We start from the raw sequence: 21,944 nt of genomic DNA on the forward strand, positions 1-21,944 counted from the left end.
GCAGTACTCATACAACCGGGAGGTGAGGATGTTCCTCTGGGGTGCCGCCACCGCCGCCTACCAGATCGAGGGCGCAGTCTCCGCGGGCGGCCGGGGCCCTTCCGTCTGGGACACCTTCTCCCACGAGCCCGGCCGGGTCCGCGACGGCCACACCGGCGACACCGCCTGCGACCACTACCACCGCTGGCCCGAGGACGTCGGGCTCCTGGCCGGGCTGGGCGTGGACTCCTACCGCTTCTCCATCGCCTGGCCCCGGGTCCAGCCCGGCGGCAGCGGGCCGGCCAACCCCGCGGGACTCGACTTCTACGACCGGCTGACCGACGCCCTGCTCGCGGAGGGCATCGTCCCGGCCGCCACCCTGTTCCACTGGGACCTGCCCCAGTCCCTCCAGGACGCGGGCGGCTGGCTCTCCCGCGACACCGCCCACCGCTTCGCCGACTACACCGCCCTGGTGGCCGACCGGCTCGCCGACCGGATCCCGATGTGGATCACCCTGAACGAGCCCTTCGTCCACATGGCCTTCGGTTACGCCACCGGCGTGCACGCCCCCGGCCAGGTCCTGCTCACCGGGGCCCTGCCCGCCGCCCACCACCAGCTCCTCGGACACGGCCTGGCCACGGCCGCGCTCCGGGCGCGCGGCGCGGAGCGCGTGCTGATCACCAACAACTGCACCCCGGTCCGGCCCGCCTCGGCCGACCCCGCCGACCTGGCCGCCGCCGACGCCTACGACGTCCTGCACAACCGGCTGTTCAACGACCCGGTCCTGCTCGGGACCTACCCCGGCCTCGACGCGTACGGCGCGGCGCTCGACTGCGTCCGCGACGGCGACCTGGAGCTCATCTCCGCCCCGCTCGACGGGCTCGGCGTCAACTACTACAACCCCACCAGGATCGCCGCCCCCGACGCCGAGGCGGCCGCGCTCGGCCTGCCGTTCACCGACGCCGGAATCACCGGCCACCCCGTCACCGCCTTCGGCTGGCCCGTCGTCCCCGACGGCCTGCACGAGCTCCTGACCGGCCTGAAGGCGAGGTACGGCGACGCCCTGCCCCCGGTCTACATCACCGAGAACGGCTGCTCGCAGCCCGACGAGCCCGGCCCGGACGGCACGGTCGACGACCGGGAGCGGATCGCCTACCTCGACGGGCACATCGCGGCGATGGAGCGGGCCGCGGCCGAGGGGGTGGACGTCCGCGGCTACTACGTCTGGTCGCTGCTGGACAACTTCGAGTGGGCGGAGGGCTACCACCAGCGGTTCGGCCTGGTCCACGTCGACTTCGCCACCCAGCGGCGTACCCCCAAGGCCTCCTACCACTGGTTCCGGGAGCACATCACCCGCCAGCGGCCCTTCGGGCGCTGCCCCGGGTGACGGCGTCCTCATCCACGGTGATCAATCGATATCCAATCTTCGCAATCGGCGCCTTGAGCCCATTCCATGGCAACGGCATAGTGGGGCAGATCACAGCGCACCCCCGTCGCGGCCGCGATCCTCGGGGGGCCGACCGCTGCCCGCGGCCGCCCCGTGCAGGACCGCGCGGAATTGGACACGATGAATGAGCACCCCCCGGCCGATCCGCACGAAGATCCTCGCAATCCTCCTGATCCCGCTGGTCTCCCTGGTCGCCCTGTGGGGCTACAACGCCTACTCCACCGCCGCCCAGATCTCCGGCATCGCCCAGAGCCAGAGCCGGTGGCAGGAGGTCGGCGCCCCGGTCCAGCGGCTGGTCGGGGAGTTGCGCCGGGAGCGGCAGCTGTCCGCCGAGGCCGCCGGGCGCACCGGGGGCCGGGCGGTGCTCCAGGAGCAGCGGCGGGCCACCGACGGCGCGGCCACGCGCCTGCGTGAGCTGGTCGTCTCCATCGGCCTGCAGGACGCGACGGGCAGCGACACCGCCGACGCCGCCGCCACCGACGGCATGCGCTCCCTGCTGGGGGCCCTCGACGGGCTCGGCACGCTGCGCTCCTCCGCCGACGGGGGGCAGGCCTCCCCGCTCCAGGTGACCGAGGGCTACAACAACCTCGTCGGTCTCGCCCAGCGGCAGTTCAACACCGCCGAGACGCTCACCGACGTGCCGTCCTACCGCATCATCCGCGGTCTCTCGTCCTACTCCGGCGCCCCCGAGTACCTCGCCCGCCAGCGCGCCGTCCTCACCGTCGCCCTGGCGCGCGGCGAGATGACCCCGGCCGAGCACACCGCCTTCGTCGCGGCGATGACCGGCCGCAGGCTGGTGCTCGCCAACGCCGAGCGCGACATGGGTCCCGAGCTGCGGGCGATGCACCGGGAGCTCGCCGCCGGCACCGCCTACCGGCGCTTCCAGACGGCCGAGGACGAGATCGCCGCCTGGGCCGGGAGCGGGGCGCCGCCGGTGGACGGCGCGGTGTGGAACCGGGACTCCGAGTCCGTCCTCGCCGCCTTCGACTCCAACGTGCAGCGGGAGCTGGCCCGCGCCGGGGCCAAGGGGGACGTGCTCAAGTCCGCGGCGCTGTGGCGGATCGGACTGGTCCTGGGCCTGGGCCTGCTCGCCGTCATCGCCTCGATCGTGCTCTCCTACCGGTTCGGCCGCTCCCTCGTCGACGAGCTGACCCGGCTGCGGGCCTCGGCCGCGGAACTGGCCGAGGAGCGGCTGCCCCGGCTGGTCGAACGGCTGCGCAAGGGCGAGGACGTCGACCCGGCGGCCGAGGCCCCCGAGCTGGCGCCCTCGCAGACCGCCGAGGTGGACGGCGTCGTGCGCGCCTTCTCGGCCGTCCGGCGGACCGCCATGGAGGCCGCGGTCGGCCAGGCCGTGCTCCGCAAGGGCCTCGGCCAGGTCTTCCTCAACCTGGCCCGGCGCAACCAGGCCCTGCTCCACCGCCAGCTCGCGCTGCTGGACGCGATGGAGCGCCGGACCGAGGACCCCGAGACGCTGGAGGACCTGTTCAGGGTCGACCACCTGACCACCCGCATGCGCCGCCACGCGGAGAACCTGATCGTGCTGTCCGACGCGGCGCCCGCCCGCCGGTGGCGCGACCCGGTGCCCGTCTTCGACGTGGTGCGCAGCGCCGTACTGGAGGTCGAGGACTACACCCGCGTCACGGTGCTGCCGATGCCCGACGCGCCGCTGCTCATCGGCGGCGCGGTGACCGACGTGATCCACCTGGTCGCCGAGCTGGTCGAGAACGCCACCGCCTTCTCCCCGCCGGGCACCGCGATCCACGTCCGCGGCATGCCGGCGGCCAACGGCTTCTCGATCGAGGTCGAGGACCGCGGCCTGGGCCTGGGTCAGGTCTGCGTCGACACGCTCAACGGCCGGCTCGCCGACCCGCCGGAGTTCGACCCGGCCGACAGCGACCGGCTCGGCCTGTTCGTCGTCTCCCGGCTCGCGGCCCGGCACGGGATCAGGGTCGTGCTGCGGCCCTCCCCCTACGACGGCGCCACGGCGATCGTGCTGCTGCCCAACTCCGTCCTCGCCGCCCCCGGCCTGCCGTACGACGGGCCGTACGGCCAGCTCCCCGCCCGTACCGACCGCCTGGTCCGCGGCGACGGACCCCGCCGGGCGCTGAGCGCCGTACCGGACGCGGTCCCGGCCGCGGCGCCCGACGCGATCCCGGGGACGACCCCGGCCGCGGCGCCCGGCGCGATACGGGACACGGCACCGGCGGCGACGCCCGGCGCCGTACGGGACACGGCACCGGACCCGGCACCCCGGTCGCTCTTCACTCCGGTGGAGGCGCCGCCCCCGCAGACTCCGCAGGCCCCGCTCCTCCCGTCCCATCCCGTGGCGGAGACCGGGCCCGCTCTCCCCCCGCGGCTCCCCCCGCGGCGCGAACCGGTCCCCGGTGACCCCGACGACCTCGACGACCTCGACGACCTCGACGGGCTGCCCGTACGGGTACGGCAGGCCAGCCTGGCCCCCCAGCTGCGCCGGTCGCACCCGGCGCGGCAGCCCGACCTCCCCGCCGACAACCGATCGCCCGAGGAGATCCTCAACCGCATGTCGTCCATGCAGCGCGGCTGGCAGCAGGGCCGCAGTCAGGCCGAGCGGCACAGCGGGCCGTGGAACGGCCCGCGGAACGGAAAGGAGGGCCACCCCGATGGCCGACCCCAGATCTGAGCTCAGCTGGTTGCTGGACGACCTCACCCGGCGCGTCCCCGGGATCCGGCACGCCATCGTGCTGTCCTCCGACGGACTGGCCATGGGCGGGTCCCAGGGCCTGACCCGGGAGGACACCGAGCACCTGTCCGCCATCTCCGCGGGCAGCCACAGCCTCGCCCAGGGAGCGGGACGGCATTTCGGCCTCGGCGGCGTGCGGCAGACCATCATCGAACTGGAGGGCGGCTTCCTGTTCGTCACCGCGGCCGGGCAGGGCGCCCGGCTCGCCGTGCTCGCCGCGCAGGACGCCGACCTCGGCATGGTCACCTACGAGATGGCGCTGCTGGTCAAGCGCGTCGGCGACCACCTGTCCGCCCAGCCCAGGACCGCGGCTCCGGCGCCGGCCTGGAACGGCGCGCGGCGGTGACGGGAGACGACCCGGGCCCGCTGGTCCGGCTCTACGGGCTGACCGGCGGCCGGGCCCGCCCGGCGGGCGAGTCCTTCGACCTGGTGGCCATCGTCACGACCACGGCCGCGGCCACCGCCGTCGTCGCGGCCGCGGCCGCCGGCGCGCCCGTCGTCACGGCCGCCGGCGCGCCCGCCGAACCGTCCGGGCTGGTCCCCGAGCACCTCGCCGCGCTCGCGCTGTGCCGCCGGCCCGCCCCGGTGGCGGACGTCGCGGCGCACCTCCGCCTGCCGCTCAACGTCACCCGCGTGCTCCTGGGGGACCTGCGGCACCAGGGCCTGGTGACCATCGACCGGCCGCGGCCCGCGGCGCAGACGATCGACGAGAACATCTACAGGGAAGTGCTGCATGGACTACGCAGGCTCTGAGCCGGCGTCGGCCGCGGTCACCGATCCGGCGATGGCGATCAAGATCCTCATCGCGGGCGGCTTCGGCGTCGGCAAGACGACCATGGTCGGCACCATCAGCGAGATCCGGCCGCTGCACACCGAGGAGGTGCTGAGCGAGCGCGGCGTCGGCGTGGACGACGTCTCGGGCGTGGAGGCCAAGACCACCACGACCGTCGCGCTCGACTTCGGCCGCATCACCATCCGCGAGGGCCTCTGGCTCTACCTGTTCGGCACCCCCGGCCAGGACCGGTTCTGGTTCATGTGGGACGAGCTGGCCCAGGGCGCCCTCGGCGCCGTGGTGCTCGCCGACACCCGCCGACTGCAGGACTGCTTCCCCGCCGTGGACTACTTCGAGCAGCTGGGCCTGCCGTTCGTGGTCGCCGTCAACTGCTTCGACGGCGCCCGCCGCCACGACCCGGTCAAGGTACGGCGGGCGCTGGGCCTGGACGGGGTGGCGCCGATCCTGATGTGCGACGTGCGCGAACGCGACTCGGTCAAGGAGGTGCTGACCTCCCTGGTCACCTACTCGGTCGGCGGCGCCTTCCCCGGCGGCTGAATCGCCGGCGGGCAGGGCCGGCGGCACCCGCCGCCGGCCCTGCCCCGTCGGCCGGGGATCAGCCGCGTGTCCACTTCTGGTTGGGCGTGCCGGCGCAGTCCCACAGCTGGAGCCGGGCGCCGTTGGCGGAGTTGCGGTCCACCACGTCCACGCACCGGTTGGAGACCGGGTTGACCAGGTCGCCGGCCGCGTTGAGCCGGAACTGCTGGGCGGCGTTGCCCTTGCACGGGTGGAGCTGGATCGGCGTGCCGTTGGCGGTGCCGGCCCCCGCGGCGTCCATGCACATGCCCATCGCGCTCACCGTGCCGTCGCCGTTGACGGACCACTTCTGGGCGGCGCTGCCGTTGCAGTCGTACATCTGCAGCCGGACGCCGTCGGCGGCCTTTCCGCCGGGGATGTCGATGCAGCGGCCGTTCAGCTTCGACTTCAGGACGCTCCCGCTCCCGGGGGTCCCCGGGTTCCCGGGGTTCGCGGGCGCCTGGTCGGTCGCGGAGACGCGGACGTAGTCGACCAGCATGGTCTGCGGGAACGAGGTGCTCGCGTCGGGGCTACCCGGCCAGTTTCCGCCGACCGCCACGTTGAGGATCATGAAGAACGGGTGGTCGTAGACCCACTTGTTGCCGCGGATGCCGGACGGAGTGAGGCGGAAGTACTCCGCTCCGTCCAGATACCAGACGATGAGGTTGGGAGACCAGTCGACCCGGTAGGTGTGGAAGGCGTCGCCGAGCGGCGCGCCGATCGTGCGGCTCCCGCCGATACCGCCGCCGCCGGAGTAGCCGGGGCCGTGCACGGTGCCGTGGACCGTGTTCGGCGCCTTGCCGACGTTCTCCATGATGTCGATCTCACCGGTGTTCGGCCAGTCGTTGCCGCCGAGCATCCAGAACGCCGGCCAGATGCCCTGCCCCTTGGGGATCTTGATCCGGGCTTCGAACCGGCCGTAGGCCTGGCTGAACTTGCCCGCGGTCAGGATGCGGCCCGAGGTGTACTGGCAGGCCCCGTAGTGGCACTGGAGGTTGGACGGGTTCCCCTTGCGGGCGGTGATCGCGAGGTTGCCCTTGCCGTCGTGGTACACGTTCTGGGTCGAGTTGGTGTAGTACTGCAGCTCGTTGTTGCCCCAGCCGCCGCCCCCGATGTCGAACTTCCACTTGGAGGAGTCGACGGAGGTCCCGGCGGCGCCGTTGAACTCGTCGGACCAGGTCACGGGGCCGGCGGCGGCCTCGGCCCGGTCGCCGCCCGTGGCGGTGACCAGCGTGGTGGCCAGGGCGAGGACCGTGGTCAGGGCAGCGAGAAGTGATCGGCGTTTGCGCATGGGGGATGGTTCCGCTCTGTGGTCGTTGCCGGGCGCGGCCTGCCGGCCCGCCCGCCGTACGGAGGCGCCGTCGCGATGCGGCGCTGTCTGAGAAGACCGTTACGGCTGAAGTCACGAAGATGTAACCGCACGCCGGAACCACTGTCAATACGAAACTTTATTTAAGGTTTATTTATGGTTGACAAGCCTGGTGAAGCCGGTGCCGCGGCCGCCGGACGGGAACGGCGGCCGACTCAGGATCCCTCGCGCACCGGACGGGAACGGCGACCGGCTCAGGACCCCTCGTACAGGCGATCGAGACCGACGAGCTGCAGGTCGTCACGCCCCTGCGCGATCTCCTGCAGCCCGGGCACGAACCCGGCGGCGCTGAAGAGCAGGAGCCGCACGCCGGATCGGGCCCGGTCGTCCCGGCGGACGAGCAGCTCGCGGAGGCGCTCGAGACGTTCGAGGTGGCCCTGGCCGACGACGTCTCCGTACTTCGCCTCGCCGATCGCCAGGATGGCCTCCCTGCCGTCCTCGGTCCGGCCGAAGACGACGACGTCGAGCTCGTGGCCCGTCTTGGCCTCCGGGTCGGGCAGGACGCCGGAGGCGACGCGGGTGCGCAGGCCGCCGAGAGTCTCCGGACCGGCGTGCCAGCGCGTCCATACGCGGGCGAGATGCTCGAAGTGCGGACCGAGGACCTTGCTCCGGAAAGCCGCCTGCGACCGCTCCCATACCTGCTCGGCGTAGCCGGGACGCTCCAGGTCCGTCCACTCCGGCCGCATGATCGCGTGGTAGAAACCGAGAATGGGCTCGGTGATCCGGTACGCGGAGCGCTTGCCGTGGAAGGCGTCCGCCTCCCTGGCGATCATCCCGACGTCCTCCAGCACGGTCAGCGCGTGGCTGAGGTCGGTGGACTTGCGGCCGAGGTATCCGGCGATGCCGCCCCGGGTGTGGTTGCCGTCCGCGACCGCCGACAGGACGCCGTGGTACAGGGCCGTGTCCCGCAGCTCGGGTTCCTCGGCGAGGAGAAAGCGCGCCTCCCGGAACAGCGGACGGCCGGGATTCAGCACGTTCCGGACCACCCACGGGCCGAAATCATCGATGCCGCCGGGGACGTCACCCAGCGTGAACTCGCGCCGGTAGGCGGGGGTGCCGCCCACCACGGCGTTGACGAGCAGGGCCAGGGCGGGATCGGAGATGCCCCAGAAGTCCCGGGCCTGCCGGTAGTCCAGCGTGGGGACGACCAGTTCCAGGCTCGCCCGGCCTCTCAGCGGCGCGGTCCCCGCCAGCAGGGCCCCCATGAAGGACAGCGCCGAACCGCACAGCAGCAGCCGTACGGCACCGCCTTGACGCCGTCCCTGCGGGCCGAGAGCCCGCTGGATCAGCGAGGGCAGTTGCGGAGACGCCTTCACCAGGTAAGGGAACTCGTCGATGACCACGGGGGTCGGCCCGGAGCCGGCGACGGTCATGAGGGTCTCGACGGCTTCGTCCCAGCGCGCGAACCTGCGCGGGACCGGCTCGCCGAGATGGCGGGCGAGCGCCGCGCCGAACTGGTGCAGGGACTCGGCCTCGGTCGCCTCCGTCGCGGCGAAGTAGAAACCTCCCGCCGCGCGGCAGACCGCGTCCAGCAGGAACGTCTTGCCCTGTCGGCGCCGCCCGGACACCACGCCGAGCGTCGCCTCCTCTCCCGGGTAGCGGACGAACCGCGTCAGCTCCGACCACTCGTAGTCCCGGTCGAACATCTCCGCGGGCTTGTCCACGACCACCCTCCCCAATGATGAGGACGCTTATTATAGGCATTCTCCTTATAGCCGCTCAGCCGGATCGGCACAGGTCGGAACTCCATGCGCCACCGTCCACCGCCTTCCCGGAGTCCTCCTCGATCCCGGGCGCACAGGCCGGGCATCCGTCGGCATGGCCGCCGGAGGCGCGCAGCACCAGGACGGGCCGGAACCACCAGGCGACCACCAGCGCGGCTGATCAGCAACGGCTCGATCCAGCTCACCCCCGGTGCGGACACGGCCGACCGGACCGACGCCACGAGACCAAGCGGACCTGCGCCTTACGGCCACATCGATGGGATGACGAGCGCCGTCATATGTCGCATCCGTTCTTGATCACTATCTTGGTCCAGGCAGACTCGCACGAATCACCCGTGCCGTACAGGTGATCGCGATGACCTCAGCCTCGCGTTCGAGAGCGGGACGTACTTCCGGACCGGATCGCCCCGCGCTCCGGGCCGGCTCTTCCCCGGCGAATTTCATTCCGCATTACCGGATGCGAGTGGAATCATCATGCCCATGTTCCCCCTTCGGACGGTCGCGGCCGGATTCCTGATAGCCCTGTTCGCAATCCGCATCAACGGTTTCGACCTCCTCGTCGACGTCATTGGATGGCTGCTCGTCGTCCTCGGGCTCTCACGTATGGAGAAGTCGGTCGATCCCGTCTTCGGTAAGGCCCGGCTGAGCGCCGTCGCGGCATCGGCCCTCTCGCTCGCCGCACTCGTCGGTCTCACCGCGAACGTCGTCATGGGCCTGCTCTACATGCTCAGCGGCACGATCACGATATGGCTGACGGCGGAGGGGATAATCAGTCGGGCACAGGCCGTCGGTGATTCCTCCACGGCTTCGACCTTCAACGCCCTCCGCTGGGTCCTGCTCGCGGTGAACGTCACGGGAGTGGTGACCTTCTACACCGGTGCGCTTCCATCCGGAATCGCACTCATCACCGCGGTCGCCGGAGTGGTCGCGGTCATATGGTTCGTCGTCCGCCTCTACATGTCCGCTCGCCTGCCCTATCTCTCGCAGCCCTCCGCCCCCGCCGATGCGCGGGAGTGAGACTCCCCTCCCCCGGCACGACGGACGCGACCGCTGAACCCGCCCGGAAAGGGCCGCCTCATCGGCGTCCGGAAAACCGCCATCGTCATTCCGGATTCCGGCCGGTTGTCCGAGCCGCGCCTTTCCTGGATGATCCGTACGTCGAGTGGGATATCCCGAAGGGCGACGATGAAGGCATTGCCGGTTCTCCTGAGCATCGCCGCAGTGGGTGCGTTGGCCGCGGTCTTCCTGATATTGCGGAACCCGGCGGACGGCGGTACGGGCGAGCGCATGGCCTCGGGTTCCACCGTCGTGCCCTCGGCCTCCTCCGCGGCCCGGAAGAGCGTGCTGCTGGACGTCGAGGGTGCCGTCATCGAGGAGTTCTCCGGCGACTGCGCGGGCAGCGGACATCCCTACCTCTGCCGGCAGGTCAGAGAGCGGCTTCTCGCCGAGGACCCGCGGCTGCTCACCCGCGACGGCCTGACGATCCGGACGACGATCGACCGGCGGCTCCAGCAGGCGGCGCAGCGGGCCATCGACGCCCACGTCCACCGCGACGACCCGCAGGTCGCCACCCAGATCATGATCGTTCCCGGCGAAGGCGCCATCAGGGCCATGGCCACCAGCCGCGGGACCGCCGACGGACCGGCCTTCCAGCAGGGCACGACGGCGATGCCCTACACCCTCGCCGCCGCACTCTCCGCCGGTCTGCGGTACGACGACGGCTTCCCCGTCTCGGACCAGTACCGCGCTCAGGACCACGGGACGTTCAGGAACTGCGCGGGCCAGACCGTCGGCGAACCGGCCTTCGCCATCTTCAACCTGAAGAAGGACGGGGACCGGTTCGTCACCCTGCGATCGGGCACCCGGGACGCGGTGAACACCTTCTACATGCGCCTGGAGGAGAAGGTCGGTCTGTGCGAGACCGTCAGGACGGCCGAGCGGCTCGGACTCAGGCGCGCCGACGGAGCGCCGCTCCGGGAACTGGAGACGTTCACGCTGGGCGTCGACGAGGTCGACCCCGTCTCGGTGGCCAACTCCTACGCCAGCCTCGCCGCCCGCGGCCGTTTCTGCGAGCCGACGGTGATCACGGAGATCCGCGACGACTCCGGTGCCCTGCGCTCCTTCCCCCCGCGCTGCCGGCAGGTCCTGGACCCTGAGGTCGCCGACGCGGTCACCGGACTGCTGTCGGAGGCCCTGGAGAGGAGCACGCTCCGGGGCCTCGGCCGCGAGGCGGCGGGCATGCCCGGCACGACCGACGCCTTCACCGCCGCCTGGTACGCCGGTTACACCCCCGGCCTGGCCTCGGCCGTCAGCCTCGGCGACCCTCGCGGATACCAGCACCCACTGGTCGACGTCACCATCGGCGGCCGTCACCACCCTCAGGTGGACGGCACGTCGGTTCCCGGCCTGATCTGGAAGGAGGCGATGACCGAGGCGGTGCGGGGGACGCACGAGACCGGCTTCGTCCGACCGGACGCCGTGCGCTTCGGCGCCTGCCGCGACGCCTGCCCGGACTGACCGCCGCGGACCCGGGCTCGCTCCGCGGGTTCAGACCGGCGTCCCTTCTCAGCCGCCCTCTCACGGCCCCGGCGAAACCTACCGCCGGGGCTCGCCGTACCAGCGCCAGGTGGTGAGCCGCGGGTGTCCGGGCAGTTCGGCGCGGCCGGTGGCCCACAGCAGGGCGGGCCAGGGGTCCGTGTCCCGCGGAGCGTCCGGGAAGAGCCGGGCGAGCACCCGCGAGCACAGGCCGGCGGGCGGGTTCCAGACGAGCCCGAGCCCCTGCGCCACATCATGGGTGTGCACCAGGGTCTCCACGATCCCCATGGCGGCGAAGCCCTCCGGGTCGGACGCCCCGAAGACGTGATGGGCGCGGACGTGCGGCGGCGTCGTGCGCACCATGGCGACCAGCAGCGCGCCGCTGGCCTCCAGCACCTGCAGCAACCCGGCCGGTCCCGCCGCGCGGTCGGCGTGGACGACGCTGGCCGGGCCTCCTGGCCTGCGCGACCGCAACACGAAGGGCACCTCGCCGTCCATCGGCGGTATCCTGGGGCCCAGCTGCGCGGCGTACGCGAAGAGGTCGTCGCCGAGGTGCTCGACGGTCTCCCAGCAGTCCCACTCCAGTGTTCCCGCCCTGGCGTCCCAGGCCGCGGCGGGGGCCTCGCGGAGGAGGGCCACGGCGAGCCGCACGGCCTGGTCGAGGTCGTCCGCGGTGACCGGGGATCTGAACGGTTCGGCTGTTCTCGGCATGACAGGGACCGTACCGGCTGCGGCGGGGGCCCGGCCGGCCGCAGCCGGGTCCGGGATCGTCCGCCCCCGCGTGGGAGGCGACCGGTGGCCGCACGGTGTCCGGCATGACGCCGCGTGGCGGCCCCGGGAGACCGGGGCCGCCACGCGGCGCGGGGAAGCCGTCGTCACACGGCCCAGGCGTACAGCGTGCGGATGCCGCCGCACCAGGCCTCGATGTCGGTGATGCCGCGGTTGACGGTGTACGGTCCGCAGTCCCACCAGAACGAGTTCTCCACCATGATCTGGACCGTGGAGTTCGGACCGCAGTGGTTGTACTTCGCCCGCCGGTCGGGGGTCTCGGTGAAGTGGATGTAACCGCAGCCGTACGCCGAGGTGTTACCGGTCGCCGTCTGGGCCGACGCCGACGAAGCGCTGCCCAGCAGGGATCCGGCCATCAGCAGCCCGGCCACGCCCGCGGCGATTCTCGTCGCTCTCATGCGCACTCCTGAATCGTGGTGATCTCCGAACGCAGGTAGCCTGTCACCCCTCCCGGCACGCCGACAGCGGCGCGGCTGCCAAAAAGCAGCGGATCACTGCCAGTCCCGCACCTGCCGCCACCTGGGCGTCATGCGGCGCTCCCAGCGCACGCCGGCCCGCGTTCCTCCTCGCGGCGGCACGATGCGTCATGGTCGATCGGACACCGGAGGGAACCGGTCCGGACGATGCTGCTCCGTTTCCGACGGGGACGTCAGGTCAGAACATCGAGATGTGCACGTGGTCGATGTGGTTGGCGGTGTTGCCACCGCGGTCGGACATCATCCGCCAGCCCGCGCCGGTCCGCACGTCGTAGTACTTCTGCTGCCAGATGACGTACATCACGCCGAGCCGCCGCCCGTTGGTGATCGCCCACTGGGCCAGGCGGTCACCGCGGGCCCTGGCGTCGGGGGTCGGGACCCGGCCTCCGGAGCTCAGCATGAAGTCGCAGGCCCGGCCGCTGCCGTGGTCGCCGGGGTCGCCGGGGCGCAGGCAGCCGTAGCCGTACGGCATCGGGAAGCTCTGCAGCACCAGGTTGCGCATGGTGACCGTGCGGGCGGTCAGGCCGCCGCTCCCCGACGGCTGCTGGAAGCCGTACTTGGCCAGCAGCGTCTCGATCTTGACGCGGTCCTTCTTGAGCCTGGCGATGTCCCGCTGGAGCCGGGTGATCTCGGCGGTGGCCTTCTTCTCCGCCTTCTTGGCCTCCGCGATCAGCTCCTTGACGCGGATCAGCTGGGTGGCGCGCTGGCTGGCGAGGTAGGACATGGCCGCGGCCTGGTCGAGGACGGCTCCGGCGTCGCCCTTGAAGCTCAGCAGGCTGCCGCTGTCCAGCGGACCGCCCATGTAGGTGGTCTGGGCGAAGCGGACCACGTCGGTCTGCGCGGTGGCCAGGGCCCGCTTGAGGCTCTTGGCGGTCTCGGTGGCCTTCTTGGCCTTGACCCGGGCGTCCTCCAGGGTCTGCACCTGGCCGCGGTAGAGCTTGTTGAGCTTGCTCGCCTCGGCGGTCAGCTTCTTCAGCTGGGCCTCCGGGTCGAGCCGGGTGGCGTGTCCGGCGCTCGCGCCCGCCATCGCGGGAGTCAGCAGGAGCGCCGCGAGCAGGACACCCAGCATCGCCGGGCGGCTCGGTCGCACGCTTCGCTCACCTCCAGAGCCCCTTGCGGACCGAGCGAAACTATAGAAGACGATCTTCAAGCCCGCCACCGGAACCGTGGAACTCGTACACCTTTGATGGACTGTCTACCAGTTTGTGAGATTTGAACAAAATTTCCGGACATGCCCTCGGAACAGGGAAAGGAGACGGCCTTCCGCCGGGCGAGGACGCACCACGGCATGACAAGAGGGTACGGCCCCGGCCGCCCTCCTGACGGCCGAGTGCGGAACACCGGCGAGCCCGCGGAGGCCCCTTGCCATCATCCATAGAACATGATTCGGTCTCATGGGCGAGAGGCCTTGTGAAGCGCCTCCTCCCGCATGACACTGTCCGAGCAAGCACTCGCTCGGAAAACCGGCTCCGGTCCGCCCACCAGGAGGCAAGACATCATGCGCCAGCACGACACGCTGTTCATCGGGGGCGACTGGGTCGCTCCCGCCGGCACCGGGACCATCGACGTCATCTCGCCCCACACCGAGGAGGTCGTCGGCCGCGTCCCCGAGGGCACCCCCGCCGACATGGACCGCGCGGTGGCCGCCGCCCGCCGGGCCTTCGACCACGGCCCGTGGCCCCGGATGACGATGGCCGAGCGCGCCGCCGTCGTCGGCAGGCTCGCCGAGATCTACGCGGCCCGGCAGGGCGAGATGGCGGAGATCATCACGGAGGAGATGGGCTCGCCCATCACCTTCTCCCAGATGGCCCAGGCCCCGCAGCCGCTCGGCATGCTGCAGTACTACGCCGAGCTCGGCGCGACCTTCCCCGTGGAGGAGGAGCGGCCCGGCACGTTCGGCCCGGTGACCGTACGGCGCGAGCCCGTCGGCGTGGTCGCCGCGATCGTCCCGTGGAACGTCCCGCAGTTCGTCATCATGATCAAACTGGCCCCCGCGCTCGTCGCGGGCTGCACGATCGTGGTCAAGCCCGCGCCGGAGACCCCGCTCGACTCCTACCTCCTGGCCGAGATGGTCAAGGAGGCCGGGATCCCCGACGGCGTCGTCAACATCGTCGCCGCCGGGCGCGAGGCCGGCGAGCACCTGGTCTCCCACCCCGGCGTGGACAAGGTCGCCTTCACCGGCTCCACCGCCGCCGGCCGCCGCATCGGGAGCATCTGCGGCGAGCAGCTCAAGCGCTGCACCCTGGAGCTCGGCGGCAAGTCCGCCGCGATCATCCTGGACGACTGCGACCTGTCCTCCGCGATGGGCTTCCTGTCGATCGCCTCGCTGATGAACAACGGCCAGGCGTGCGTCGCGCAGACCCGCATCCTCGCCTCCCGCAACCGCTACGACGAGGTGGTGGACGCGGTCGCCGCGATGGTGCGGAGCATGCCGGTCGGCGACCCCGCCGACCCCGCCACCGGCATCGGCCCGCTGGTCGCCCAGCGCCAGCAGGCGCGGGTGGAGGACTACATCAGGATCGGCATCGACGAGGGCGCCAAGCCGGTCGTCGGCGGCCTGGAGCGCCCCCTCGACCGCGGCTGGTACGTGGCCCCCACCGTCTTCGCCGGCGCCACCAACGAGATGCGGATCGCCCGCGAGGAGATCTTCGGTCCGGTCCTGACCGTGATCCCCTACGAGGACGAGGCCGACGCGGTCCGCATCGCCAACGACAGCGACTACGGCCTGGCGGGCACGGTGTGGACCGCCGACACCGAGCGCGGCATGGAGGTGGCCCGCCAGGTGCGCACCGGCACCTACGGCGTCAACCTCTTCATGATCGAGACCAGCTCCCCGTTCGGCGGCTTCAAGAGCAGCGGCCTCGGGCGCGAGCTCGGCCCCGAGGGCCTGGCGGCCTATCTGGAGTACAAGTCCATCGCCCGCCTGGGCTGAGCCCCGGCGGTCCCGCGGCCCGGTGCAGGCACCCCCGCGACCGGCGCCCGACGTCCGGCCTCCCCGCAACCGGTGCCCCCGGCGCTCCGGCGCCCGGCGGCTCGCCGGACGCGCCGGTACGGCTCCCGCCAGCCGTACCGGCGCACCCGCCCGGCGGATGGATCACCCAGCGCGCCCCCGCGACGCTGGGCGACCGCCCGACTGCATGAAGTATGCCCCACGACCACCGGTTGGCAGTGGTTCGTGTCCCGTGGGCTTCTCCCGGCGGATTTCATCCATCCACTGTAGGTAGACGCCTTTTATCCGCGATCGGTTCGAGAGATGACGTCGAGAGTCTGGCGGGCGATCTCCAGTTCCTCGTCGGTGGGGACCACCGCCACCTTGACCCGCGAGCCGCCTGCCGAGATCACGCCCTCGCCCGCCGCGTTGAGGCCGGCGTCCAGGACGATCCCGAGCGCCTCCAGGCCGCTCAGCGCCCGCTCTCTGACCAGGGAGGAGTTCTCCCCGATGCCGCCGGTGAACGCGATCACGTCCACCGTCCCGAGCACCGCGTAGTAGGCGCCGACGTACTTGCGCAGCCGGTGGCAGTAGACCGCGTGGGCCAGCTCCGCCTCCGGGTCCCCGGCGGCCACCCGCTTCTCCACCGCGCGCATGTCGTTGTCGCCGCAGAGGCCGAGCAGGCCGCTGCGCCGGTTGAGCAGCTCGTCGATCCGCTCGACCTCCATCCCGGCCTCGCGGCGCAGGTGCATCAGCACCCCGGGGTCCACGTCACCGCTCCGGGTGCCCATGACGAGCCCCTCCAGCGGGGTCAGGCCCATGGAGGTCTCCACGCACCGCCCGCCCGCCACCGCCGAGGCGCTGGCGCCGTTGCCCAGGTGCAGCACGATCACGTTGGGCCCGCCGGGGCCCGGCCGGTCGGCCAGCCCCGCCGCCGCGCGCGAGACGTAGGCGTGGGAGGTGCCGTGGAAGCCGTAGCGCCGGATGCCGTACCGCTCGGCGGTCTCGCGGTCGATCGCGTAGGTCGCGGCGGCGGCCGGGACGGTGCAGTGGAAGGCGGTGTCGAAGACCGCGACCTGCGGCAGGTCGGGGCGGATCCGCCGGGCCACCTCGATGCCCGCCAGGTTCGCCGGGTTGTGCAGGGGCGCCAGCGGGATGAGCCGTTCGATCCGCTCCGCCACCTCGTCGGTGATCAGCGTGGGCTCGGTGAAGTCCCGGCCGCCGTGGACGACCCGGTGCCCGATCGCGGTCAGCTCCGGCGAGTCGATCCCGAACCCGGCGGAGGCCAGTTCCGCGGAGACCGCGTCCAGCGCCGCGCCGTGGTCGGCGACCGGGGAGCCGGGCTCGCCGATCCGCTCCACCAGGCCCGAGGCCAGCCGCACGGCCGTCCCCTGCCCGTCCCCGTCTCCGTTCCCGCCGCCGATGGAGAGCAGCCGGTACTTCAGGGACGACGATCCGGAGTTGATCACCAGGATGTGGGTCATCGGGTCTCTCCCTGCGCCTGGATGGCGGTGATGGCCACCGTGCTGACGATGTCGGTGACCAGCGCGCCGCGCGACAGGTCGTTGACCGGCTTGCGCAGGCCCTGCAGGACCGGGCCGACCGCGACCGCCCCGGCCGAGCGCTGCACCGCCTTGTAGGTGTTGTTGCCGGTGTTCAGGTCGGGGAAGATCAGTACGGTCGCCCGCCCGGCCACCTGGGAGCCGGGCAGCTTGGCCGCGGCCACCCGGGGGTCCACCGCCGCGTCGTACTGGACGGGCCCCTCCACCAGCAGGTCCGGCGCCCGCTCGGCGACCATGGCGGTGGCCTCGCGGACCTTGTCGACGTCGGCGCCGCTGCCCGAGCGGCCCGTGGAGTACGACAGCATCGCGATCCGGGGCTCGACGCCGAACCGCTCCGCCGTACGGGCCGAGGAGATCGCGATGTCGGCGAGCTGTCCGGCGTCCGGGTCGGGGTTGATCGCGCAGTCGCCGTAGACGAGCACCCGGTCGGCCAGGCACATGAAGAACACCGAGGAGACGATCGAGGTGCCCGGGACCGTCCTGATGATCTGGAAGGCGGGCAGGATCGTGGCGGCGGTGGTGTGCGCGGCGCCGGAGACCATGCCGTCCACGTCGCCCCGGTGCAGCATCATCGTGCCGAAGAAGTTGACGTCGGTGACCACGTCCCTGGCCCGCTCCAGGGTGATGCCCTTGTGCGCCCGGAGCGCGGCGTACTCCTCGGCGAAGGCGTCGCGCAGCGGCGAGCTCAGCGGGTCGGTCACGGTCACCCCGTCCAGGTCGAGGCCGAGGTCGGCGATCCGCCGCCGGACCACCTCCTCGCGGCCCAGCAGGGTGAGGTCCACGATGCCACGGCGGACGAGGACGTCGGCGGCCCGCAGGATGCGGTCCTCCTCGCCCTCCGGCAGCACGATGTGCCTGCGGTCGGCGCGCGCCCGCTCCAGCAGCGTGTGCTCGAACATCATCGGGGTGACCCGCTCGGAGCGGGCCAGCTCGATGCGGTCGGCCAGACCGGCGGTGTCGACGTGCGCGTCGAAGTGGCCGAGCGCCGTCTCGATCTTGCGGGGGTTGTCCGCGCCGAGCCGTCCCTCCAGCCCGGCCAGGGTGGTGGCCACGGTGAAGCTGTCGTCGGCGGCCGCCAGCACCGGCATGCCGGGGGCCAGCCGCGCGGTGAGCGCCCGCACGTTGGCGGTGGGCTTCTCGCCCAGCGTGAGCACCACGCCGGCGGGGCGGGCCGTACCGGCCGCCTCGGCGGCCAGCGAGGCCAGCAGCAGGTCGGGCCGGTCACCGGGGGTGATCACCAGCGCCCCGTCCACCAGGTGCGAGAGGAACAGCGGGATCGTCGCGCCGCCGAACACGAACCCGGTCACGTCCCGGCGCAGCCCGTCCTCCTCCCCCTGGATCCGCTCGGCCCGCACGGCCTGCGCCACCTGGCCGACGGTCGGCGCCGACAGCGACGGGTGCTCGGGGATGACGTAGAACGGCACCGGCAGGTCGGGCTCGACGGTCATCTCGGGCGGGACCCGGTTGGCGATCACCGCCAGGACGGTGCAGCCCAGGTCGGAGAAGACCTGGTAGCCGGTGCGCATCTCCATCGCGATCTCGTCGGCGGAGTCGGCGTGCGCGCCGACCACCACGATCACCGGGGCGCCGAACTCGGCGGCGAGGCGGGCGTTGAAGGCCAGTTCGCGGGGGAGGTCGTCGGTGGCGAAGGAACTGCCCAGCACCAGCAGCGCGTCGCACTCGCGCTCCAGCGTGTGGAAGCGGGCGACCAGCCGGCCGATCAGCTCCTCCGCACCCCGCTGCGCGTAGATCTCGGCCGCGTCCTCGGCGGTCACCCCGATCGCCGAGGCGGCCGGGCGGTATCTGTCGTCGAGGAGCTCGGAGGCGCGCTCGCCCCGGGCGATCGGCCGGAACACGCCGGTGCGGTCGACCCGGCGGGTCAGCAGCTCCATCAGCCCGAGCTCGACGATCTGCCGGCCGTCTCCCGGGCCCAGACCGGCCACGTAGATGCTCCGCATGCGCATTACCCCCGCCTCGACCCGTTGCCGTGCACACCAGGACTAAACCATGGCCGCCCATCGCCCGATCCGGCGGATCAGGGCGGGCGTGGCCGCCGTCTCCGCGTGGCCGTACCCGGGCTCCACCCACAGCTCCTTCGGGTCCCGGGCGGAGTCGTGGATCTGGTGCGCGTGGTCGAGCGGGAAGAACGCGTCGGCGTCGCCGTGCACCACCAGCAGCGGCGCCGGGGCGATGTGCGCGGCGGCCTCGTACGGCGCGGGCGGGACCGGGTCCCACGGTTTGCGGGAGATCCGCGTGCCCTTGCCCAGCCGCGCCGCCAGCCGCCCGGCCGGGCGCTCGATCGCCCAGTGGACCTGGCGCATCGGCCGGGTCCCCCGGTAGTACCAGCGCGCGGGGGCGCTGACCGCGACCACGCCGTCCACGCCCTTCAGCAGGCCCGCGTGCCGGAGCGCCACCGCCCCGCCCATCGAGAACCCGACGGTCACGACCCTGGTGTAGCCGATCGCCCGCGCGTGCCGCACGGCCGCGTCCAGGTCGTGGATCTCCAGGTCCCCGACGGTCGACTCCCCGCCGGACCGGCCGTGCCCCCGGAAGTCGAGCGCGACCACCCCGCCGAAGGCGCTGAGCACGTGGGCGATCCGCCGGGTGGTCCGCTCCCTGAGCGATCCGGTGAAGCCGTGCGCCAGCACGATCCCCAGGTCCCCGCCGCCGTCTCCCGGCGGGGTGTGCGCGGCGTCGATCCGTACGCCGTCCCGGGTGATGAGCGTCGCGGGCAAGGAAGGGGTCAGGGGCATGTGCCGAGCTTAGGCAGTGCCGGTGCGATGTCCGTACGGCGCCCGCACGGAACCGCGCGGTGCCGCGCGGGGCCCGTGCGCAGGTGAGCGAGGGGTACGACCGGGTACCCGGAAGGTGAGCGCGCGGATGTCCGGGAGGTGAACGGGAAGCGCTTGACGCCGAGAGCGCGTTAGCGAAGGCGGGAATCAACTAAAATGGTACGGCCGCACGTCCGCGGCCAGCCTCCACGATCACAGAGTGAGACTCCATCATGCCTTTGAACAGCCGCGACGACCTGCGGAACATCGCGATCATCGCGCACGTCGACCACGGCAAGACCACTCTCGTGGATGCCATGCTCTGGCAGTCCGGGGCCTTCCGGGCCAACCAGGACGTGGACGACCGTGTCATGGACTCCAACGACCTCGAGCGCGAGAAGGGCATCACCATTCTCGCGAAGAACACCGCCGTCAAGCACGGCGGCATGACCCTCAACATCATCGACACCCCCGGCCACGCCGACTTCGGCGGCGAGGTCGAGCGCGGCCTGTCGATGGTCGACGGCGTCGTGCTGCTGGTGGACGCCTCCGAGGGCCCGCTGCCGCAGACCCGGTTCGTGCTGCGCAAGGCGTTCGCCGCCAAGATGCCGGTCATCCTCTGCATCAACAAGGTCGACCGCCCCGACGCCCGGATCAAGGAGGTCGTGGACGAGGTCTACGAGCTCTTCATGGACCTGGACGCGACCGAGGAGCAGATCGACTTCCCGATCGTCTACGCCTCGGCCAAGGCCGGCCGGGCCTCGCTGAACCGTCCCGAGGACGGCGGCATGCCGGACTCCGAGGACCTGGAGCCGCTCTTCCAGGTCATCAAGGACACCATCCCGGCTCCGACCTACGACCCCTCGGCCCCGCTGCAGGCGCACGTCACCAACCTGGACGCCTCGTCCTACCTGGGCCGGATCGCGCTGTGCCGCGTCCACCAGGGCACCATCAAGAAGGGCCAGCAGGTCTCCTGGTGCCGCACCGACGGCACCATCCAGAAGGTGAAGATCACCGAGCTGCTGATGACCGACGCGCTGGAGCGCAAGCCCGCCGAGGAGGCGGGCCCCGGCGACATCATCGCGATCGCCGGCATCCCGGAGATCATGATCGGTGAGACGCTCGCCGACCCCGAGGACCCGCGCCCGCTCCCGCTGATCACCGTGGACGAGCCCGCCATCTCGATGGTCATCGGCACCAACACCTCGCCGCTGGTCGGCAAGGTCAAGGGCGCCAAGGTGACCGCCCGCATGGTCAAGGACCGCCTCGACAAGGAGCTCGTCGGCAACGTCTCGCTGCGCGTGCTCCCGACCGAGCGCCCGGACGCCTGGGAGGTCCAGGGCCGCGGTGAGCTGGCGCTGGCCATCCTGGTCGAGCAGATGCGCCGCGAGGGCTACGAGCTGACCGTCGGCAAGCCGCAGGTCGTCACCAAGACGATCGACGGCAAGCTGCACGAGCCGGTCGAGCGCCTGACCGTCGACTGCCCGGAGGAGTACCTCGGCGCCGTCACCCAGCTGCTGGCCGTCCGCAAGGGCCGCATGGAGCACATGACCAACCACGGCACCGGCTGGATCCGGATGGAGTTCGTGGTCCCGGCCCGCGGCCTGATCGGCTTCCGGACCGAGTTCCTCACCGAGACCCGCGGCACCGGCCTGGTCCACCACGTCTTCGAGGCCTACGAGCCGTGGTTCGGCGAGCTGCGCACCCGCAACAACGGCTCCCTGGTCGCCGACCGCTCCGGCCCGGTGACCGCGTTCGCCATGCTCAACCTGCAGGAGCGCGGCGTGCTGTTCGTCTCGCCGGGCACCGAGGTCTACGAGGGCATGATCGTCGGCGAGAACTCGCGCTCCGACGACATGGACGTGAACATCACCAAGGAGAAGAAGCTCACCAACATGCGCTCCTCCACCGCGGACGAGACCGAGAAGGTCATCCCGCCGCGCCAGCTCTCCCTGGAGCAGGCGCTGGAGTTCATCCGCGAGGACGAGTGCGTGGAGATCACTCCGGAGTCCGTGCGCATCCGCAAGGTCGTCCTCGACGCCGCCACCCGCGGCCGCAGCGCCGCCCGCGCCAAGCGCGGCGGCTGAGCGCCCGTCCGGACCCGGCCACCGGACGACGCCGCCGGAGCGGCCGTAGGGCGGCGCCTGCGCCGCCTCGGAGCCCGGGACCCGGACGGCCCGGCACGACCTGACTGACCGAAAGGGCTGTGGCCCGCCGCACACGGCGGGCCACAGCCCTTTTCCTTGTCCCCTTAAACCCCCTTTGTCGCATATATGGCTAGCTCTAGGGTTGCACC

The 21,944-nt window shown here is 72.0% G+C and carries 17 protein-coding genes; 9 read left to right on the plus strand and 8 right to left on the minus strand.

The window, feature by feature from the left end; translation table 11 throughout:
- Window positions 1-28: 28 nt before the first annotated feature.
- From HS048_RS31855 to HS048_RS31875, 5 genes are all read left to right on the plus strand, one after another.
- The gene (locus tag HS048_RS31855) at window positions 29-1,366 is read left to right on the plus strand and encodes a GH1 family beta-glucosidase (RefSeq protein ID WP_196469742.1); all 1,338 of its coding nucleotides are present in this window, start codon (window positions 29-31) and stop codon (window positions 1,364-1,366) included.
- Between the two features lie 184 nt (window positions 1,367-1,550).
- The gene (locus HS048_RS31860; protein WP_196469743.1) at window positions 1,551-4,085 is read left to right on the plus strand and encodes a nitrate- and nitrite sensing domain-containing protein; all 2,535 of its coding nucleotides are present in this window, start codon (window positions 1,551-1,553) and stop codon (window positions 4,083-4,085) included.
- The gene (locus HS048_RS31865) at window positions 4,066-4,491 is read left to right on the plus strand and encodes a roadblock/LC7 domain-containing protein (protein WP_068897543.1); all 426 of its coding nucleotides are present in this window, start codon (window positions 4,066-4,068) and stop codon (window positions 4,489-4,491) included. The genes HS048_RS31860 and HS048_RS31865 overlap by 20 nt, the downstream gene beginning before the upstream one ends.
- Window positions 4,488-4,898 (plus strand): DUF742 domain-containing protein, encoded by a 411-nt coding sequence (locus HS048_RS31870; protein WP_196469744.1) that lies wholly within the window; start codon window positions 4,488-4,490, stop codon window positions 4,896-4,898. The genes HS048_RS31865 and HS048_RS31870 overlap by 4 nt, the downstream gene beginning before the upstream one ends.
- Window positions 4,879-5,475 carry an ATP/GTP-binding protein gene (locus tag HS048_RS31875; protein ID WP_068897545.1) on the plus strand — a complete coding sequence of 199 codons (597 nt, stop codon included), beginning with the start codon at window positions 4,879-4,881 and terminating at the stop codon, window positions 5,473-5,475. Before HS048_RS31870 ends, HS048_RS31875 begins: the two co-directional genes overlap by 20 nt.
- A gap of 58 nt (window positions 5,476-5,533) precedes the next feature.
- On the opposite strand, the gene HS048_RS31880 is transcribed toward HS048_RS31875, so the two are convergent.
- A complete protein-coding gene (locus HS048_RS31880) occupies window positions 5,534-6,784 on the minus strand; it encodes a family 16 glycosylhydrolase (RefSeq protein WP_068897546.1) in 1,251 nt (416 codons plus the stop codon).
- 272 nt (window positions 6,785-7,056) lie between these two features.
- Entirely contained in the window at window positions 7,057-8,526 is a 1,470-nt protein-coding gene (locus HS048_RS31885) for an ATP-binding protein (protein ID WP_307832721.1), read from the minus strand.
- A gap of 540 nt (window positions 8,527-9,066) precedes the next feature.
- Between HS048_RS31885 and HS048_RS31890 the strand changes: the two genes are divergently transcribed.
- Together HS048_RS31890 and HS048_RS31895 are read left to right on the plus strand one after the other, a co-directional pair.
- The gene (locus HS048_RS31890) at window positions 9,067-9,603 is read left to right on the plus strand and encodes a hypothetical protein (RefSeq protein WP_196469745.1); all 537 of its coding nucleotides are present in this window, start codon (window positions 9,067-9,069) and stop codon (window positions 9,601-9,603) included.
- A gap of 204 nt (window positions 9,604-9,807) precedes the next feature.
- On the plus strand, window positions 9,808-11,103 hold the full coding sequence (locus HS048_RS31895) for a penicillin-binding protein (protein ID WP_196469746.1): 1,296 nt from the start codon (window positions 9,808-9,810) through the stop codon (window positions 11,101-11,103).
- A gap of 78 nt (window positions 11,104-11,181) precedes the next feature.
- Here the strand turns inward: HS048_RS31895 and HS048_RS31900 are convergent, their stop codons facing one another.
- The 3 genes from HS048_RS31900 to HS048_RS31910 form a co-directional block, all read right to left on the minus strand.
- On the minus strand, window positions 11,182-11,832 hold the full coding sequence (locus HS048_RS31900) for a maleylpyruvate isomerase N-terminal domain-containing protein (protein ID WP_196469747.1): 651 nt from the start codon (window positions 11,830-11,832) through the stop codon (window positions 11,182-11,184).
- A gap of 164 nt (window positions 11,833-11,996) precedes the next feature.
- Complete coding sequence (locus HS048_RS31905; protein WP_153054274.1) at window positions 11,997-12,308, minus strand: DUF6355 family natural product biosynthesis protein; 312 nt, start codon at window positions 12,306-12,308, stop codon at window positions 11,997-11,999.
- A gap of 256 nt (window positions 12,309-12,564) precedes the next feature.
- Entirely contained in the window at window positions 12,565-13,476 is a 912-nt protein-coding gene (locus HS048_RS31910; protein ID WP_068897549.1) for a hypothetical protein, read from the minus strand.
- 408 nt (window positions 13,477-13,884) lie between these two features.
- Between HS048_RS31910 and HS048_RS31915 the strand changes: the two genes are divergently transcribed.
- Window positions 13,885-15,318 (plus strand): aldehyde dehydrogenase, encoded by a 1,434-nt coding sequence (locus HS048_RS31915; protein ID WP_068897550.1) that lies wholly within the window; start codon window positions 13,885-13,887, stop codon window positions 15,316-15,318.
- 299 nt (window positions 15,319-15,617) lie between these two features.
- Here HS048_RS31915 and HS048_RS31920 read toward each other — a convergent pair whose 3' ends face one another.
- From HS048_RS31920 to HS048_RS31930, 3 genes are read right to left on the minus strand one after another with little or no spacing between them, the layout of a single operon-like run.
- A complete protein-coding gene (locus HS048_RS31920; RefSeq protein ID WP_196469748.1) occupies window positions 15,618-16,799 on the minus strand; it encodes an acetate/propionate family kinase in 1,182 nt (393 codons plus the stop codon).
- Complete coding sequence (gene pta, locus HS048_RS31925) at window positions 16,796-18,835, minus strand: phosphate acetyltransferase (RefSeq protein ID WP_068897797.1); 2,040 nt, start codon at window positions 18,833-18,835, stop codon at window positions 16,796-16,798. The genes HS048_RS31920 and pta overlap by 4 nt, the downstream gene beginning before the upstream one ends.
- Window positions 18,836-18,877: 42 nt before the next feature.
- Window positions 18,878-19,630 (minus strand): alpha/beta hydrolase, encoded by a 753-nt coding sequence (locus HS048_RS31930; protein ID WP_196469749.1) that lies wholly within the window; start codon window positions 19,628-19,630, stop codon window positions 18,878-18,880.
- A gap of 251 nt (window positions 19,631-19,881) precedes the next feature.
- On the opposite strand from HS048_RS31930, the gene typA reads away from it, so the two are divergent.
- Window positions 19,882-21,735, plus strand: a complete 1,854-nt coding sequence (gene typA, locus HS048_RS31935) for a translational GTPase TypA (protein ID WP_068897553.1) — start codon at window positions 19,882-19,884, stop codon at window positions 21,733-21,735.
- Window positions 21,736-21,944: the final 209 nt, after the last annotated feature.

This window comes from Planomonospora sp. ID91781 (assembly GCF_015711595.1).
In the GTDB taxonomy this organism is placed as follows: domain Bacteria; phylum Actinomycetota; class Actinomycetes; order Streptosporangiales; family Streptosporangiaceae; genus Planomonospora; species Planomonospora parontospora.

Excerpts from the sequence above, each read along its gene's own strand:
- HS048_RS31855 (WP_196469742.1), top strand. The coding sequence starts at position 29 with ATGTTCCTCTGGGGTGCCGCCACCGCCGCCTACCAGATCGAGGGCGCA.
- typA (WP_068897553.1), top strand. The coding sequence starts at position 19,882 with ATGCCTTTGAACAGCCGCGACGACCTGCGGAACATCGCGATCATCGCG.
- HS048_RS31930 (WP_196469749.1), bottom strand. The coding sequence starts at position 19,630 with ATGCCCCTGACCCCTTCCTTGCCCGCGACGCTCATCACCCGGGACGGC.
- HS048_RS31875 (WP_068897545.1), top strand. The coding sequence starts at position 4,879 with ATGGACTACGCAGGCTCTGAGCCGGCGTCGGCCGCGGTCACCGATCCG.
- HS048_RS31890 (WP_196469745.1), top strand. The coding sequence starts at position 9,067 with ATGTTCCCCCTTCGGACGGTCGCGGCCGGATTCCTGATAGCCCTGTTC.
- HS048_RS31920 (WP_196469748.1), bottom strand. The coding sequence starts at position 16,799 with ATGACCCACATCCTGGTGATCAACTCCGGATCGTCGTCCCTGAAGTAC.
- HS048_RS31905 (WP_153054274.1), bottom strand. The coding sequence starts at position 12,308 with ATGAGAGCGACGAGAATCGCCGCGGGCGTGGCCGGGCTGCTGATGGCC.
- HS048_RS31865 (WP_068897543.1), top strand. The coding sequence starts at position 4,066 with ATGGCCGACCCCAGATCTGAGCTCAGCTGGTTGCTGGACGACCTCACC.
- HS048_RS31900 (WP_196469747.1), bottom strand. The coding sequence starts at position 11,832 with ATGCCGAGAACAGCCGAACCGTTCAGATCCCCGGTCACCGCGGACGAC.
- HS048_RS31860 (WP_196469743.1), top strand. The coding sequence starts at position 1,551 with ATGAGCACCCCCCGGCCGATCCGCACGAAGATCCTCGCAATCCTCCTG.
- HS048_RS31915 (WP_068897550.1), top strand. The coding sequence starts at position 13,885 with ATGCGCCAGCACGACACGCTGTTCATCGGGGGCGACTGGGTCGCTCCC.
- HS048_RS31880 (WP_068897546.1), bottom strand. The coding sequence starts at position 6,784 with ATGCGCAAACGCCGATCACTTCTCGCTGCCCTGACCACGGTCCTCGCC.
- pta (WP_068897797.1), bottom strand. The coding sequence starts at position 18,835 with ATGCGGAGCATCTACGTGGCCGGTCTGGGCCCGGGAGACGGCCGGCAG.